Source organism: Kitasatospora sp. NPDC059599, from assembly GCF_042735125.1.
GTDB lineage: Bacteria > Actinomycetota > Actinomycetes > Streptomycetales > Streptomycetaceae > Kitasatospora.
Map to the genome: position 1 here is coordinate 1 of NZ_JBHWCL010000012.1, position 16,698 is coordinate 16,698.

Genomic DNA, 16,698 nt, shown 5'->3' on the forward strand with positions numbered 1-16,698 from the left:
CTCCAACCACCCCCCCCCCCCGCGCGGCCCCGGCCGCCCCGGCCGCCGCCGGGCCCCGCCGCCGTTCCGCACTCCGCCGTTCCGGCCCGTCCCGCGAGGCACGGTGTCTACACTCCGATGCCATGCTGCAAACTCCGCGCAGGGCACGTCAGGCGGCCGCCCTCAGCCTGGTGTTCGGTGCCGTCCTGCTCGCCGGAGCGGCCACCGGGGCCTGGGGCGGCCCGGGCGACCTGCCGCCGCACCCCTCCGTCGACGCCGCCCGGCCCGCGGGCACCGGGCTCCCGGCGGACCCGGCCGGCACCGCCCTGTCCGAGCAGCAGGCCGAGCACCTGCTCGGGGCCACCGGGGACCGCTGGGGCGCGTACTACAGCGCGCAGGAGTACGCGGAGTTCAGCCAGGGCCTGGACGGCCGGTACCTGGGCGTCGGCCTCTCGGTGGGCCGCGGCGAGGACGGCGTGACGGAGGTCTCCCGGGTCGCGCCCGGCGGCCCGGCCGCCGCCGCCGGGATCGCCGCCGGCGACCGACTGCTGCGGGTCGGCCCGGACCAGGCCGACCACCTGCCGGTCACCGAGGTGGTGGCGCGGCTGCGCGGCCGGGGCGACGAGAGCCGGGCCGGCTCCGAAGTCACCCTGGAGGTCCGCCGCGGCGAGGGCCAGGTGCGCGAACTGCAGCTGCACCGCGCGCTGCTGGACAGCCAGCAGGTCGCCGTCGAGCACCTGGACCAGGGCGTCCTGAGGATCACCGTGCGGGCCTTCACCAGCGGGGTGGCCGACCTGGTCCGCACCGCGCTGCGCGCCCCGCACGGCGGCGTCGTGCTCGATCTGCGCGGCAACTCCGGCGGGTTGGTCGACGAGGCGGCCGACACCGCCGGGATCTTCCTGGACGGCGGCCCGGTCGGCTCGTACCAGGAGCGCGGCGGGACCAGGGAGTTGACCGCCCCGCCCGGCGGGGACCAGCGCACCCCGCTGGTGGTCCTGGTCGACGGCGGCACGATGAGCGCCGCCGAACTGCTCGCCGGCGCCCTGCAGGACCGCAGCCGCGCCGTGGTGGTGGGCGCGCGGACCTTCGGCAAGGGCACCGTCCAGCAGCCCAGCCGGCTCGCCGACGGCGCGGTGCTGGAGATGACCGTCGGCCGCTACTTCACCCCCGCCGGACGGTCCCCGGACGGCACCGGCCTCGCCCCCGACGTCCCGGCGACCACCGGCGAGGACGCCGACGCGCTGGCCCTGCGCGTCCTCGCCGGGCTGGGCACCCGCGCCCGGACGTCGGCACCCGCGCCCAAAACAGCTGCCCGTCCGGGCTCCGAAGTGCGAGAATGACGGCGCTATGGCAAAGGAAACGGGACACAAGCTGATCGCGCAGAACAAGAAGGCGCGACACGAGTACACGATCCTCGACACCTACGAGTGCGGCCTCGTACTCACCGGCACCGAGGTCAAGTCACTGCGCGAGGGGCGGGCCAACCTGGTCGACGGCTACGCCTACATCCAGAACCACGAGGCGTGGATCGACAACGTCTTCATCCCCGAGTACGCCCAGGGGACGTGGACCAATCACGCGGCGCGCCGCAAGCGCAAGCTGCTGCTGCACAGGCTGGAGATCAGCAAGATCGAGACCAAGGTCCGCGACGCGGGCCACACCCTGGTCCCGCTCTCGCTGTACTTCAAGGACGGCCGGGTCAAGCTGGAACTGGCGCTCGCGGTCGGCAAGAAGCTCTACGACAAGCGCCAGACGCTCCGCGAGAAGCAGGACACCCGCGAGACGGCCCGCGCCGTGGCGGCGGCCCGACGCCGCCAGGGTTAATCCGCTGGACCCTCGCCCGTCGCCTCGCGTACTATGGCGCAAGCAACACGGACGGTCATCGTCCGAGCTGTTTCTCAAAAAAACATGGGGATGATCGGTTTCGACAGGGGATGTTGAAACAGGGGAAGCGAGCCGAGGAACGCGGCAATGATCTCGTTAACCACGTGTCGCAAAAAAATAATCGCCAACTCTAAGCGCGATTCCCAGCAGTTCGCTCTCGCTGCCTAATAAGCACCGATAGCGCTTGGGTGTCAGACCGGGGGGTTCCCGACCCGGACCCTGGCATAATCTAGGGAACTCAACCGTCCGCCCGGGCTGCGAGGGCGGATGGGAAATCAAACAGCAGCTGGGCCTGTTGGCGGCTTGTCCGTGTGACTGCCAGGGCCGAGAAAATCACAGCGGACTGCGCTCGGAGAAGCCCTGAATTAACTCCACTGGACCCGGGTTCGATTCCCGGCATCTCCACCACCCCATGTTCACACCGAAGGCCGTCCACCGCTCCGCGGAGGACGGCCTTCGGATTTTGTACGCTTCGGAGCAGCGCGGCCGGGGGGTCGCGGCGTAGGATCATCCGTCCGCTCGTTTTCCGGAGCCGGATTCCGCCGCAACCACCGAGGCCATGCAGAGCAACACGGACACCACCCCCGCCGCCGATCACGAGACCGTCCGCGAACGTGAGATCGCCGGTGAGCAGCAGCACCTCGACACCGTCTACCACCGGTTGGAGGAGAAGCTCGCCGAGGCCGAGTACATCCTGGAGGACGCCGCCAAGCGGGTCCAGGTCGGCACCCCCGGCGCGCTCGCCGAGCGCGACGCCCAGGTCTACCGGGCCGGCGCGCACCTCCAACGCCTCAACAACGAGTTCGAGGACTTCCTCTTCGGCCGTATCGACCTCCAGCGGGCGGACGCCCCGGAGGAGCACGGCATCCCGTCGAACACCCCGCTCGACCCGGCCGACCCGGCCGTCGCCGAGACCCTCCACATCGGCCGCCTGGGCGTGCTGGACGCCGAGTACGGCCCGCTGGTGATCGACTGGCGCGCGCCCGCCGCGGCCCCGTTCTACCGTGCCACCCCGGTCGAGCCCGGCCGGGTCATCCGCCGCCGGGTGATCCGTTCCAAGGGGCGCAAGGTGATCGGCGTCGAGGACGACCTGCTGCGCCCCGACCTCACCCCGACCCTGGCCGGCCGGGAGCTGGCCGTGGTCGGCGACGGCGCGCTGATGGCGTCGCTGGGGCGTGCCCGCAGCCACTCGATGCGCGACATCGTCTCCTCGATCCAGAAGGAGCAGGACGAGGTGATCCGCGCCCCTGCCGCGGGCGCCACCCTGGTCACCGGCGGCCCCGGCACCGGCAAGACCGCCGTCGCCCTGCACCGCGCCGCGTACCTGCTCTACCAGGACCGTCGCCGCTACGCCGGGGGCATCCTGGTCGTCTCCCCGACCGCGCTGCTGGTCTCGTACACCGAGGGCGTGCTGCCCGCGCTCGGCGAGGAGGGGCAGGTCGCCATCCGGGCGATCGGCTCGCTGGTGGACGGCATCGAGGCGGGCGGCTACGACAGCCCCGAGGCCGCCCGGGTCAAGGGCTCGGCCCGGATGACCCAGCTGCTGCGCCGGGCCGCCCGCGCCGCGCTCGAGCTGGGCGCGCCGCAGGAGCTGAAGGTGGTCGCCCGGGGCGAGGTGCTCAAGCTGGACGCGGGGCGCCTGAGGGCCGTGCGCGGCAACGTGGTGGGCTCCGGCGGCACGCCGCTGAACCTGCTGCGCCCGCGCGCCCGCCGGCTGCTGCTGGACGCCCTGTGGCAGGAGGTCGTCAAGCACCTGCCGAAGCCCACCGACCACTACGCCAGGGAGCAGCGCCAGGAGGAGAAGGAGAGCTTCGACGAGTACGTCTCGGACGAGGCGCCGTTCCTGGACTTCCTGGATGCCTGGTGGCCGGCCCTGACCCCGCGCCGGGTGCTCGGCACGCTCAAGCAGCACCGCCACACCAACCGGATCGCCCGCCGCGCCGTCACCCCGGACGAGGCGAGGCTGCTGGCCGCCTCCTGGCGCCACCTGTCCGCGGAGGGCGAGGGGGCGCTGTCCGCGCACGACGTCGCCCTGGTGGACGAGCTCCAGGTGCTGCTCGGCGAGCCGGCCCGTCCGAAGGTCCGCGAGGTGGACGCGATGGACCTGCTGACCGGCCTGGAGGAGGTCACCACCTTCGCCGACCGCAACACCCGCCAGCGCGAGCGCCAGCCGGTGGAGCGCAAGGAGTACGCCCACGTCATCGTGGACGAGGCGCAGGACCTCACCCCGATGCAGTGGCGGATGATCGGCCGCCGCTCCCGGATGGCCACCTGGACGATCGTCGGCGATCCGGCGCAGTCCTCCTGGCCGTTCCCGCAGGAGGCCCAGGCCGCGCTGGACGAGGTGCTGGCCGGCAAGCCGCGCCGCCGGTTCACGCTGACCGTGAACTACCGCAACCCGGCCGAGATCGCCGAGGTCGCGGCCAGGGTGCTGGCACTGGCCGCACCGGGCACGCCCTCGCCGAGCGCGGTCCGCCACGTGGGCGTGGAGCCGCGCTTCGCGGCCGTCTCCGACCCGTCGCCGGAGGCCTTCGGCAAGGCCGCCCGGGCCGAGCTGGAGCGGCTGCTGGCCGAGGTGGACGGCACCGTGGCGATCGTGGTGCCGATGGACCGCCGGGCCGAGGCGGCCGGGTGGGCGGAGAGCCTGGGCGAGCGCGTGGTGGCGCTGGGCAGTCTGGAGGCCAAGGGCCTGGAGTACGACGCGACCGTGGTCGCCGACCCGACCGGCATCGCCGGCGAGTCGGAGGCCGGGCTGCGGGTGCTCTACGTCGCGCTGACCCGTGCGACGCAGCGGCTGACCGTGCTGTCCGGTCCGGACGACCTGCCGGACGCGGCCGGCGTGCCCGCTCTGCTGCACGGCTGACGGGCCGTAGGGCCGTACGGAAGAAGGCCCCTCACCGGGTGGTGAGGGGCCTTCAGACGTCTACGACACCGACCCGCCATGCTCGCCTCGCGGCAAGTGGTCCCTCGAAGGGACGAAGGTTGGGCCCGGGGGCTTGGATCGAGCCGGTGTCCCGTCCAATGTAACGCATCGGCCCGGAGAGGCAAGGAGTGGGCGTCAGGAGTCCGGGGGGCGCCGACCGGATTGTCGGATCCGCACACTCAATGAACGTTATTTCTGGCTACCCCTTGGAAGGTGCGACGATCGAGGTCTAGCATGCGCAGGCGATGCCTTCAACAAAATGTTGAGCCTGCGGGACAGACGGAAGAAGGAAGCGTCGATGGCGACGGTGCCCAGTGTCTCCAACTCGATCACGGTACGGCTGGAGGTCCCGGCCCGGGGCAACGCCGTCAGTGCGATCACCACGGCCGTGGAGTCCTCCGGCGGGTCGGTGACCGGTCTCGACGTCACCGCCTCCGGCCTGGAGGCACTGCGCATCGACGTCACGGTGGCGGCCTCCTCGGTCGCGCACGGTGAGGAGATCGTCGAGAAGCTGCGCGCGATCGACGGCGTGTCGATCGGCAAGGTCTCGGACCGCACCTTCCTGATGCACCTCGGCGGCAAGATCGAGATGTCGTCCAAGCTGCCGATCCGCAACCGCGACGACCTCAGCATGATCTACACCCCGGGTGTCGCCCGGGTCTGCATGGCGATCGCCGAGAACCCCGAGGACGCCCGCCGCCTCACCATCAAGCGCAACAGCGTCGCCGTGGTCACCGACGGCTCGGCGGTGCTGGGCCTGGGCAACATCGGCCCGGAGGCCGCGCTGCCCGTCATGGAGGGCAAGGCGGCCCTGTTCAAGCGCTTCGCCGGGATCGACGCCTGGCCGATCTGCCTGGACACCCAGGACACCGACGAGATCGTCGCCATCGTCAAGGCGATCGCCCCGGGCTTCGCGGGGATCAACCTGGAGGACATCTCCGCGCCGCGCTGCTTCGAGATCGAGGCCCGGCTGCGCGAGGCCCTGGACATCCCGGTCTTCCACGACGACCAGCACGGCACCGCGATCGTGGTGCTGGCCGCCCTCACCAACGCGCTGAAGGTGGTCGGCAAGGAGATCTCCGAGATCCGCGTGGTGATGTCGGGTGCCGGCGCCGCCGGCACCGCGATCCTCAAGCTGCTGATGGCGGCCGGCGTCGAGCACGCCACCGTGGCGGACGTGCGCGGCGTGGTCCACCAGGGCCGTGAGGACCTCAACGAGAGCCTGCGCTGGATCGCCGAGCACACCAACCGCTCGGGCCGTACCGGCAGCCTCAAGGAGGCCGTGGCGGACGCCGACGTCTTCATCGGCGTCTCGGCCCCGAACGTCCTGGACGGAGACGACCTGGCGACCATGGCCGACGACGCGATCGTCTTCGCGCTGGCCAACCCGGACCCGGAGGTCGACCCGGCCATCGCCCGGCAGACCGCCGCCGTGGTCGCCACCGGCCGCAGCGACTTCCCGAACCAGATCAACAACGTGCTGGTCTTCCCGGGCGTCTTCCGCGGCCTGTTGGACGCCCAGAGCCGCACGGTCAACACCGAGATGATGATCGCGGCCGCGCGGGCGCTGGCCACCACCGTCGCCGACGACGAGCTGAACGCGAACTACATCATCCCGAGCGTGTTCCACAAGGACGTCGCCAAGACCGTCGCCTCCGCCGTGCGCGAGGCGGCCCTGGCCGACAGTCAGGACGCCCCCGTGCAGGCCCGTCCGACCCCGGGCATCGTCGGCACCCTGGACACCTCCGCCTTCCCCACCGTCAAGCTCTGACGGAGGGACCGGTGGAGGCGTCACCGGTCGCTCAAATGTGCGAATAGCGGTCATACCCGCCCCGCTCGCCCCGAACCCTTGCGACACAAGGGCGAGGGGCGTGTTTGGGCTTGTCAGTCCTAGGGCGTACGGTAGCCCTGCACGGGGCAGGCGTGTCCGACAAGTACGGAACGTCCCCCTGGTCTTCCGGCGAGTCGTCCCGACCGCCGTCCGCGCCCGGTCCGCCGGAGCCGACGGAGCGTCACACCTCCAACGGGCGGGCGATGTTCGGGTGGCCCGGCCGAGGCCCGATTGGCTTTCTCGGGGCCGGTCGGGGCAGGATTCGTATCCAGGCAGGCGGGCGGGCCTTCGAAGGGCTCCGGCGCTCGGCACCGGGTACGGACCCGGCCCGCGACCACGCATTGCCTGCATGAGCACAGTGTGCGGACCTGCGGCCCATCCGGGTGCCCCCCGGTGGGAGCACCGATGGGCCCCCGCACACCGCAAGCGAACAGACCACAGGAGTACACATGAACCGCAGTGAGCTGGTGGCCGCGCTGTCCGAGCGCGCCGAGGTGACCCGCAAGGACGCCGACGCCGTTCTGGCCGCCTTCGCCGAGATCGTCGGCGAGGTCGTCGCCAAGGGCGACGAGAAGGTCACCATCCCCGGTTTCCTGACCTTCGAGCGCACCCACCGCGCGGCCCGCACCGCCCGCAACCCGCAGACCGGCGAGCCGATCCAGATCGCCGCGGGCTACAGCGCCAAGGTGAGCGCCGGCTCCAAGCTGAAGGAAGCCGCCAAGGGCGCTGCCTGAGCCACCCCTTGAACGCCCGAGAGGCCGGGCTCCCCACGTGGGGAGCCCGGCCTCTCGCCGTACGCCGGGCCGGTGATCAGGCGTCGACCAGCTGCTCGCTGGGCAGCTCGACGTGGGCGCCCAGGTCGCGCAGCTTGTCCATGAAGTTCTCGTAGCCGCGGTTGATCAGGTCGATGCCGTGCACGGTCGAGGTGCCCTCGGCCGCCAGCGCCGCGATCAGGTACGAGAAGCCGCCGCGCAGGTCCGGGATGACCAGCTCGGAGCCCATCAGCTTGGACGGGCCGGAGACGACCGCGGAGTGCAGGAAGTTGCGGGCGCCGAAGCGGCACGGGGTGCCGCCCAGGCACTCGCGGTACAGCTGGATGTGCGCACCCATCTGGTTCAGCGCGCCGGTGAAGCCGAGCCGCGACTCGTACACCGTCTCGTGGACGATGGACAGGCCGGTGGCCTGGGTCAGCGCGACGACCAGCGGCTGCTGCCAGTCCGTCTGGAAGCCCGGGTGCACGTCGGTCTCCAGGGCGATCGCCTTGAGCTCGCCGCCCGGGTGCCAGAAGCGGATGCCCTCGTCGTCCACCTCGAAGGCGCCGCCGACCTTCCGGAAGGTGTTGAGGAAGGTCATCATCTCCAGCTGGCGCGCGCCGCGGACGTAGATGTCGCCCTTGGTCGCCAGCGCGGCGCAGGCCCAGGAGGCGGACTCCAGGCGGTCCGGCAGCGCGCGGTGGTTGTAGCCGTTCAGCTCGTCCACACCGGTGATCAGGATGGTGCGGTCGGTGCCCAGGGTGATGATCGCGCCCATCTTCTGCAGCACGCAGATCAGGTCGACGATCTCCGGCTCGATGGCCGCGTTGCGCAGCTCGGTGACGCCCTCCGCGAGGACGGCGGTCAGCAGCACCTGCTCGGTCGCGCCGACCGAGGGGTAGGGCAGCTCGATCTTGGTGCCGCGCAGGCGCTGCTGGGCGACCAGGTAGGTGCCCTGCGGGTGCTTCTCGATGGTGGCGCCGAACTGGCGGAGCACCTCGAAGTGGAAGTCGACGGGACGGCCGCCGATGTCGCAGCCGCCGAGGCCCGGGATGAAGGCGTGGCCGAGGCGGTGCAGCAGCGGGCCGCAGAACAGGATCGGGATCCGCGAGGAGCCCGCGTGCGCGTCGATGTCGGCCACATTGGCGCTCTCGACGTGCGAGGGGTCGAGGATCAGCTCGCCCTCCTCGTCACCGCTGCGCACGGTCACGCCGTGCAGCTGCAGCAGGCCGCGAACCACCTTGACGTCGCGGATGTCCGGGACGTTGCGCAGTCTGCTGGGGCCCTGGCCGAGGAGGGCGGCGACCATGGCCTTGGGGACCAGGTTCTTCGCACCGCGGACGCGGATCTCGCCTTCGAGTGGGTTTCCGCCGTGGACCAGCAGGACGTCGTCGGTCATCGTTCTCGCAATCCGGGGTGCCAGAGGAGTTGGGGAAGGCTCCGGGAGAGAGCCGGCGGTGGACCGGTCGTACGGGCGCGTTCGGGCCCCCGGCGAAACCGAGTCGGCACGTATAAGGGCGTCCACCAGACGTAGATGGTAGTGGGCGCTCCGGCGGTTCCCGTGAGCCTCTCCCGTGATGGTGCTCTCTCCGGGGTCGCGGGCGCCCGCCGATGGGGCCGTACGGGTGTTCGTCCGGCGTGGCGGTTTCGCGCGTTGCGGTGTCCCGCCGGGGCCGTTCTGCGGGATCATGTGAGGCATGACGGCGGCCCATTCGCACGGAGGCCGGTCCCACACCGGCCGTCTGCTCGTCGCGACGCCCCTGCTCACCGACCCGAACTTCGCGCGGGCGGTGGTGCTCCTCCTCGACCACGACGCCGAGGGGGCGCTCGGTGTGGTCCTCAACCGGCCGACGCCGGTCGAGGTGGGCAGCGTGCTGGACGGCTGGGGGCGGCTCGTCGGACAGCCGGCCGTGGTGTTCCAGGGCGGGCCGGTGGCGCTGGACTCGGCGCTCGGCCTCGCGGTGGCACCGGGGGACCCCGGCACCGGCGAGCCGCTGGGCTGGCGGCGGGTGCACGGCGCGATCGGGCTGGTGGACCTGGAGGCGCCGCCCGAGGTGCTGGCCGGCGAACTGGGCAGCCTGCGGATCTTCGCCGGGTACGCGGGCTGGTCGCCGGGGCAGCTGGAGACCGAGCTGGAGAGCGGCGCCTGGTACCTGGTGGACTGCGAGCCCGGGGACGTCTCCAGCCCCGAACCGGAGCGGCTGTGGCGTTCGGTGCTGCGCCGCCAGCGCGGTCCGCTGGCCCTGCTGGCGACCTACCCGGACGATCCGACGATGAACTGAACCGGGGGCCCGCCGCGCGACACTGGCCCGGTTTCCCGGGGCGCCCATAGACTTGGCACTCATGAGCACTCTTGAGCCCGAGCGCGGCCTCGGCACCGGCACCCTGGTCGAGCCCGTCCCGCAGGTGTCCCACGGGGACGGCGACCACGAGCGCTTCGCGCACTACGTCCAGAAGGACAAGATCATGGAGAGCGCGCTCTCCGGGTCCCCCGTGGTGGCGCTCTGCGGCAAGGTGTGGGTGCCCGGACGCGACCCGAAGAAGTACCCGGTCTGCCCGATGTGCAAGGAGATCTACGACGGCATCGGCAAGCCGCAGGACGGCGACGGCGACAAGAAGTAGGCCGGCGTCCCGCTCCCGGTGACCCCGCGCGTCGTCGTTTTGCATAGCACCGCGATCGTGCAGTGGTCTATGCCATTCGTTCCGGGCGTGGGCAGGATGTCGGAATGGACCTCATTCCCGCACCTTCGCGTGCCGTCCGCCGCCCGGACGAGGACTTCCCGCTCGACGCCGCCACCACGCTGACTGCACCGCCCGCGCTGGCCGACGCCGAGCGCTGGCTGCGCGCGACGCTGTCCGCCGCCACCGGGCTGCCGTTGGGCCCGGGCCGGCCGGGCACGGGCGTCGAACTGGTCCTGGACGACGCGCTGGCCGCCGAGGCGTACCGGATCACGGTGCGCCCCGGCCACGCCCTGCTCGCCGCGGGCGGTCCGGCCGGCGCGCTGTGGGCGGCGCAGACCCTGCGGCAGCTGCTCGGGCCGGACGCCTACCGGCGCTCGCCGCTGCGCCGCGAGGGCTGGGTGCTGCCCGGCACCGACATCGAGGACGCCCCCCGGTTCGGCTGGCGCGGCGCGCTGCTCGACGTGGCCCGGCACTTCCTGCCCAAGGCGGACGTGCTGCGCTTCGTCGACCTGCTGGCCGCGCACAAGCTCAACGTGCTGCACCTGCACCTGACCGACGACCAGGGCTGGCGGGTGGAGATCAAGCGCTACCCGAGGCTGACCGCGCACGGCGCCTGGCGGGAGCGCTCGATGGTCGGCTACCGCTCCGGTCAGCGCCGGGACGACCGCCCGCACGGCGGCTACTACACCCAGGACGACCTGCGCGAGATCGTCGCGTACGCGGCCGCGCGCGGGGTGACCGTCGTCCCCGAGATCGACCTGCCCGGCCACACCCAGGCTGCCGTCGCCGCCTACCCCGAGCTGGGCAACACCGACGTGGTGGACACCGCCGCGCTCGGCGTCTGGACGGACTGGGGGGTGAGCCACCACGTGCTCAACGCCTCCGAGGAGACCCTGCGTTTCTTCGAGGGGGTGCTGGAGGAGGTCCTGGAGCTCTTCCCGTCCGAGTTCGTCCACCTCGGCGGCGACGAGTGCCCCAAGGAGCAGTGGAAGGACAGCGCCGCCGCCCAGGCCCGGATACGCGAGCTGGGCCTGGCCAACGAGGACGAGCTGCAGAGCCACGTCATCCGGCACTTCGACCGTTGGCTGGCCGAGCGCGGCCGCCGGCTGATCGGCTGGGACGAGATCCTGGAGGGCGGGCTCGCCCCGGGCGCCGCCGTCTCCTCCTGGCGCGGCTTCGGCGGCGGGATCGCCGCCGCGAGGGCCGGGCACGACGTGGTGATGTGCCCCGAGCAGCACGTCTACTTCGACCACCGGCAGGCCGACGGGCCGGACGAGCCGATCCCGGTCGGGTTCGTGCGCACGCTGGAGGACGTCTACCGCTTCGAGCCCGTGCCGGAGCAGCTGGACGAGGCCGCGGCGCGGCGCGTGATCGGCACCCAGGCCAACCTGTGGAGCGAGTTCATGGACAGCGCCCGGGACATCGACTACCGGGCCTTCCCCCGGCTGGTCGCCTTCGCCGAGGTCGCCTGGTCCCAGCTGCCCGCCGAGCCGGCCGCGCGCGACTTCGCCGGTTTCGAGCAGCGGCTGTCGACGCACCTGCGGGCGCTGGACGCGCTGGGCGTCGAGTACCGCCCGGCCGACGGGCCGCTGCCCTGGCAGCGCCGGCCCGGGGTGGCCGGCCGGCCGATCGAGGGCCCGCCGCCGGTCCGGTAGGGCGCGCCGCCGGTCCGGTAGGGGCCGCGGGCGGTGCGGTGGGGGCCGCGGGCGGTGCGGTGGGGCTCGTCGTCGAACGCCCGTCCGCGGCGCGACGGCGGTCCGGTGCTACCCGCCGGGAACTTCTGAGTGGTCATCGGACGTCAAGAACAGATGAACATCTGCCCTGGCCTGACTCGGGTCGGGGCAGATACCGCCCGGTATCCGTCCCAATCGGGCAGTCCCGTTCACCGGCCCCGAAATGATCATCGAGCATTGTGTGCCAGAGTTGCCCAACCCGGCCCGATCGCCCGTACCCTACGGGCCAGGCCGGGCTGCTGACGCGGACACTACGGCCCAAGGCCGCGGGCGGCAGGCGATCGATGAGCAAGTGGAGCACGGTGGGACCCAGGTGAACCGGACGATCATGCTGCCGGCCTCGCTCGACGAGGCCGTCGACGCGCTGGCCGCCGCCCCGGCCGCGGTACCGGTGGCCGGAGCCACCGACCTGATGGAAGCCGTCAACGCCGGACGGCTGCGCCCCGCCGCCCTGGTCGGCCTCGGCCGGATCACCGAACTGCGCGGCTGGCGCTACGAGGACGGCGGCACCGCGGTGCTCGGGGCCGGACTCACCCACGCCCGGATGGACCGCCCCGACTTCGCCGCGCTCATCCCCGCGCTCGCCGACGCGGCCCGCACCGCCGGCCCGCCGCAGGTCCGCAACGTCGGCACCCTCGGCGGCAACATCGTCACCGCCGCCCCGGCCGGCGACACCCTCCCGGTGCTCGCCGCGCTGGAGGCCACCGTCACCCTCGCCCGGGCCGGGGCCACCCGCGAGGTGCCGGTCAGTCACCTGCTCACCGGCCTCGACCCGGTGCGCCCCGGCGAACTGCTCACCTGGGTGCGGGTCCCCCTGCTGCACGCCCCGCAGGTCTTCCTCAAGGCCACCGGCCGCAGCGGCCCGGCCCGCGCCACCGCCTCCGTCGCCCTCGTCCTCGACCCGGCCCGGCGCTCGGTGCGCTGCGCCGTCGGCGCCGTCGCCCCGGTGCCGCTGCGGCCGCTGGAGGCCGAGGCCTGGGTGGCCGGCTGCATCGACTGGGACGGCAGCCGGGAGATCGACCCGGCCGCGAACGCCGCCTTCGGCGAGTACGTGGCCACCGCCTGCGTCCCCGACAACTACGGCGCCGAAGGCTCCTGGGAGGCCGTGACCGAGGGGCCGACCGCCGCGGCCGTTCGGTTGCGGCGTACCGTAGCGGTGCTGGCCCGACGGGCACTGGGAAGGGCGCTGAAGTGACCACAGACCCCATCGAGACCCTCGACGCCGACCCGCTCGGTCTCTCCCCGCAGGTCAGCCGCGAGCTGCGCCCGTGCGCCTCGTACACGCTGCGGGTCAACGGTTTCGAACGGCCCGTCACCGACGCCTGGATCGGCGAGAGCCTGCTCTACGTGCTGCGCGAGCGGCTCGGCCTGGCCGGCGCCAAGGACGGCTGCGAGCAGGGGGAGTGCGGGGCCTGCTCGGTACAGGTGGACGGCCAGCTGGTGGCCGGCTGCCTGGTGCCCGCCGCACTGGCCGCCGACAGCGAGATCAACACCGTCGAGGGCCTGTCGGCCGGCGGCGGCGCGAGCGACGTCCAGCAGGCACTGGCCGCCTCCGGCGCCGTGCAGTGCGGCTACTGCACCCCCGGCATGGCGATGGCGGTGCACGATCTGCTCCAGCGCAACCACCGGCCCACCGAGGTCGAGGCCCGGCAGGCGCTCTGCGGCAACCTGTGCCGCTGCACCGGCTACAAGGGCGTGCTGGCCGCCGTCCAGACCGTCGCGGAGGCCCGCGCGGTGGAGGCCGAGGAGGCGGAGGAGACGGCCGCGCTCGGCGAGGACGCCGCCGCGCAGTCCGCCGACCCGGCCGCCGGGGCACCGGTCGACCCGGCCGCGGGGGCCGCGGCCGAGCCGTCCGCCGAACCCGAGGCCGCCGTCGAGCCGCCGGTCTACACCGATGCCGACGCCTGGATCGAGCACGTCCCGCAGCAGGCCGTCGGCCCGCACGCGGCCGAGGCGCACCCCGCGGTCCAGCCGGTCGCCCCGTACCCCGACGGCCGGTACCCCGACGCCCCGTACCCCGACGGCCAGTACCCCGCCGAGCAGCACCCCGCCGGCCCGCAGCCCGTCGAACAGACCCACGCCCCGGCCCCGGCGCCCTACGGCGACCCGTCGGGCGGCTACGACACCGGCGTGTACGACACCACCGTGCTGGCCCCGGTCCAGGGCGGCATCCCCGCCCAGGCCACCGACGAGCACGTCTACTACCCGCCGCAGGGCTACCCCGAGCAGCCGTACCAGGGCACCCCCGCCCACGGCACCTACCTGCCCTACCCGGACGGCCACCAGCAGCAGAACGGCTACGACACCGGGTACGACGCCCCGGTCTACGAGCCGACCCCCGCGCACGGCACCCCGCTGCCCGGCGCCGCCTTCGACGGCACGCCGCCGCACGGCACCCCGTACGTCGCCCCGCACCCGCACGGCGCCCCGGTCGAGGGCGGTGCCCCGGCCGGCGTCCCGTACGGTGCCACCCCCGCCCACGGCATCCGGCTCCCCGAGGACGACCACGCATCATGACGTCGCCTACCGACATCGGCGCAGCACTCCAGCAGGACGGCGGCGAGGGCGGCGCACCGGAGCCGTTCGGCCTGGGCAGCTCCCCGCTGCGCAGCGACGCGCTGCCGAAGGCCCTCGGCATCTACCCGTACGCGGCCGACCTGTGGGCCGAGGGGCTGCTGTGGGGCGCGGTGCTGCGCTCGCCGCACCCGCACGCCCGGATCCGCGGCATCGACACCTCTGCCGCGCTCGCGCTGCCCGGAGTGCACGCCGTGGTCACCGCCGCGGACCTGCCGCCCGGCCCGGACGGCACCCCCGACGGCGCCCCGGCCGGTCCGGTCGTCGCCGACCGCCCGGTGCTGGCCGCCGGCGTGGTGCGCCACCACGGCGAACCGATCGCCGCGGTGGCCGCCGACCACCCGGACACCGCCCGGCTGGCGGTCGGGCTGATCGCGGTCGACTACGAGCCGATGGAGGCCGTGACCGACCCCGAGCAGGCCTTCACCGCGCCGCCGCTGCACCCCGACGGCAACCTCTTCCGCCACCTGCCGCTGCGCACCGGGGACCCGGACGCGGCCGGCGAGATCGTCGTCGAGGGCCTCTACCAGGTCGGCCGGCAGGACCCGGCCCCGCTCGGTGCCGAGGCCGGCCTGGCCGTGCCGCGCCCGGACGGCGGCGTCGAGCTGCACCTGTCCTCCACCGACCCGCACGGCGACCGCGACCGCACCGCCGCCTGCCTCGGCCTGGAACCCGACCGGGTCCGGCTGGTGGTCACCGGCGTGCCCGGCGCCACCACCGACCGCGAGGACCTCTCCTTCCAGGTCACCCTGGCGCTGCTGGCGCTGCGCACCGGCCGGCCGGTGAAGATGACCCTCACCCGCGAGGAGTCCTTCCACACCCACACCTCGCGCCACCCCGCGCTCCTGCGCTACCGGCACCACGCCGACGCCGAGGGCACGCTGGTGAAGGTCGAGGCCCAGATCCTGCTGGACGGCGGCGCCTACGCGGACGTCTCCGCCGAGGCGCTGGCCGCCGCGACGGCGTTCTCGGCCGGCCCGTACGTCTGCCCCAACGTCTTCGTGGACGCCTGGGCGGTGCGCACCAACAACCCGCCGGCCGGGCGGATGCGCGGCGAGGGCGCCCTCCAGGCCTGCTTCGCGTACGAGTCGCAGCTGGACCAGCTGGCCGCCCGGGTCGGCGTGGACCCGGTGGAGATCCGTCGGCGCAACGCGATGTCCACCGGCGACCCGCTGCCCACCGGACAGGCCGTCACCTGCCCGGCGCCGGTGCGCGCGCTGCTGGACGCCGTCGCGGACGAACCGCTGCCGGCCCTGCCGGTGGACGACCCGGACGCCGAGTGGCTGCTGCCCGGGGGCCCCGGCGGCGCCGGTGACCCGGCGGCGGTGCGGCGCGGCATCGGCTACGCCGTCGGCATGGTGCACATGCTGGGCGCCGAGGGTGAGGACGAGGTGTCCACCGCGACCGTGCGGGTCAGCGGCGACCACGCCACGGTGATCTGCGCGGCCGTCGACGCCGGTCAGGGCTTCGCCACGCTGGCCCGGCAGATCGTGCAGACCGTGCTGGGCGTCAGCGAGGTCTACATCGCGCCGGCCGACAGCGACCAGTCGATCGCCGGGCCCTCGGCCCGCGGCCGGCACACCTGGGTCTCCGGCGGCGCCGTCGAGCGGGCCGCGCTGATGGTCCGCCACCAGCTGCTGCAGCCGATCGCGGCCAACTTCGGGATGTCGGCGGAGCTGCTGCAGATCGCCGACGGCAAGATCACCTCGTACGACGGGGTGCTCGGGATGCCCGTTGCCGAGGCGCTGGAGGGCAAGGAGCTCTGGGCCACCGCGCAGTGCCGCCCGCACCCCACCGAGCCGCTGGACGAGGCCGGGCACGGCGACGCCTTCGTCTCCATCTCGTTCTGCGCGATGCGCGCGGTGGTGGACGTGGACATCGAGCTGGGCGCCGTGCGGGTGGTCGAGATGACCGTCGCCCAGGACGTGGGCCGGGCGCTGAACCCGCGCCAGATCGAGGACCGGATCGAGGCGGGCGTGGCGCAGGGCGTCGGCCTGGCGCTGCTGGAGGACCTGCGGACCGAGGGCGGCGTGCTGCAGAACCCCTCGCTCACCGGCTACCGGCTGCCCACCGCCCTGGACACCCCGGAGGTGCGGATCGCCGCGCTGCTGGAGGAGCGCGACGTGGTCGCCCCCTTCGGCGCCAAGGCGGTCGGCGCCGCGCCCGCGGTGGTCGCCCCGGCGGCCGTCGCGGCGGCGGTCCGTGCCGCGACCGGCCTGCCGATCGGCCGGCTGCCGATCCGGGCGGAGGACGCCGTCACGGCCTGACGCGGCCCGACCCGGTCCGACCCGGCCTTTCGTGGCCTTTCGTGGCCGCCCCGGTCCGACGGGGCCCTTTCGT

12 protein-coding genes and 1 other RNA gene are annotated in these 16,698 nt (G+C 73.4%); 12 read left to right on the forward strand and 1 reads right to left on the reverse strand.

Annotated elements, in window-relative coordinates; genetic code table 11:
• Positions 1-122 precede the first annotated feature (122 nt).
• The 6 genes from ACFV04_RS06545 to ACFV04_RS06570 all read left to right on the forward strand — a co-directional run bounded on the left by ACFV04_RS06545 (position 123) and on the right by ACFV04_RS06570 (position 7,351).
• Complete coding sequence (locus tag ACFV04_RS06545) at positions 123-1,319, forward strand: S41 family peptidase (protein ID WP_360253475.1); 1,197 nt, start codon at positions 123-125, stop codon at positions 1,317-1,319.
• Positions 1,320-1,326: 7 nt separating this feature from the next.
• Positions 1,327-1,803 (forward strand): SsrA-binding protein SmpB, encoded by a 477-nt coding sequence (smpB, locus tag ACFV04_RS06550; RefSeq protein ID WP_360253473.1) that lies wholly within the window; start codon positions 1,327-1,329, stop codon positions 1,801-1,803.
• A gap of 86 nt (positions 1,804-1,889) precedes the next feature.
• Positions 1,890-2,271: a transfer-messenger RNA gene (ssrA, locus tag ACFV04_RS06555) on the forward strand.
• A 151-nt stretch (positions 2,272-2,422) separates the two neighbouring features.
• On the forward strand, positions 2,423-4,726 hold the full coding sequence (locus tag ACFV04_RS06560) for a HelD family protein (protein WP_380339485.1): 2,304 nt from the start codon (positions 2,423-2,425) through the stop codon (positions 4,724-4,726).
• A gap of 358 nt (positions 4,727-5,084) precedes the next feature.
• Complete coding sequence (locus tag ACFV04_RS06565; RefSeq protein WP_380339482.1) at positions 5,085-6,557, forward strand: NAD-dependent malic enzyme; 1,473 nt, start codon at positions 5,085-5,087, stop codon at positions 6,555-6,557.
• 509 nt (positions 6,558-7,066) lie between these two features.
• A complete protein-coding gene (locus tag ACFV04_RS06570; RefSeq protein ID WP_030242980.1) occupies positions 7,067-7,351 on the forward strand; it encodes an HU family DNA-binding protein in 285 nt (94 codons plus the stop codon).
• 76 nt (positions 7,352-7,427) lie between these two features.
• On the opposite strand, the gene murA is transcribed toward ACFV04_RS06570, so the two are convergent.
• Positions 7,428-8,768, reverse strand: a complete 1,341-nt coding sequence (gene murA, locus ACFV04_RS06575) for a UDP-N-acetylglucosamine 1-carboxyvinyltransferase (RefSeq protein WP_380339479.1) — start codon at positions 8,766-8,768, stop codon at positions 7,428-7,430.
• 298 nt (positions 8,769-9,066) lie between these two features.
• On the opposite strand from murA, the gene ACFV04_RS06580 reads away from it, so the two are divergent.
• From ACFV04_RS06580 to ACFV04_RS06605, 6 genes are all read left to right on the forward strand, one after another.
• Positions 9,067-9,651, forward strand: a complete 585-nt coding sequence (locus tag ACFV04_RS06580; protein ID WP_360253465.1) for a YqgE/AlgH family protein — start codon at positions 9,067-9,069, stop codon at positions 9,649-9,651.
• 61 nt (positions 9,652-9,712) lie between these two features.
• The gene (locus ACFV04_RS06585) at positions 9,713-9,991 is read left to right on the forward strand and encodes a DUF3039 domain-containing protein (RefSeq protein ID WP_360253463.1); all 279 of its coding nucleotides are present in this window, start codon (positions 9,713-9,715) and stop codon (positions 9,989-9,991) included.
• Between the two features lie 104 nt (positions 9,992-10,095).
• Entirely contained in the window at positions 10,096-11,706 is a 1,611-nt protein-coding gene (locus ACFV04_RS06590; RefSeq protein WP_380339475.1) for a beta-N-acetylhexosaminidase, read from the forward strand.
• Between the two features lie 406 nt (positions 11,707-12,112).
• Positions 12,113-12,979 (forward strand): FAD binding domain-containing protein, encoded by an 867-nt coding sequence (locus ACFV04_RS06595; RefSeq protein WP_360253551.1) that lies wholly within the window; start codon positions 12,113-12,115, stop codon positions 12,977-12,979.
• Complete coding sequence (locus ACFV04_RS06600) at positions 12,976-14,301, forward strand: 2Fe-2S iron-sulfur cluster-binding protein (RefSeq protein WP_380527230.1); 1,326 nt, start codon at positions 12,976-12,978, stop codon at positions 14,299-14,301. The genes ACFV04_RS06595 and ACFV04_RS06600 overlap by 4 nt, the downstream gene beginning before the upstream one ends.
• Positions 14,298-16,625 (forward strand): xanthine dehydrogenase family protein molybdopterin-binding subunit, encoded by a 2,328-nt coding sequence (locus tag ACFV04_RS06605; RefSeq protein ID WP_380339469.1) that lies wholly within the window; start codon positions 14,298-14,300, stop codon positions 16,623-16,625. Before ACFV04_RS06600 ends, ACFV04_RS06605 begins: the two co-directional genes overlap by 4 nt.
• Positions 16,626-16,698 lie beyond the last annotated feature (73 nt).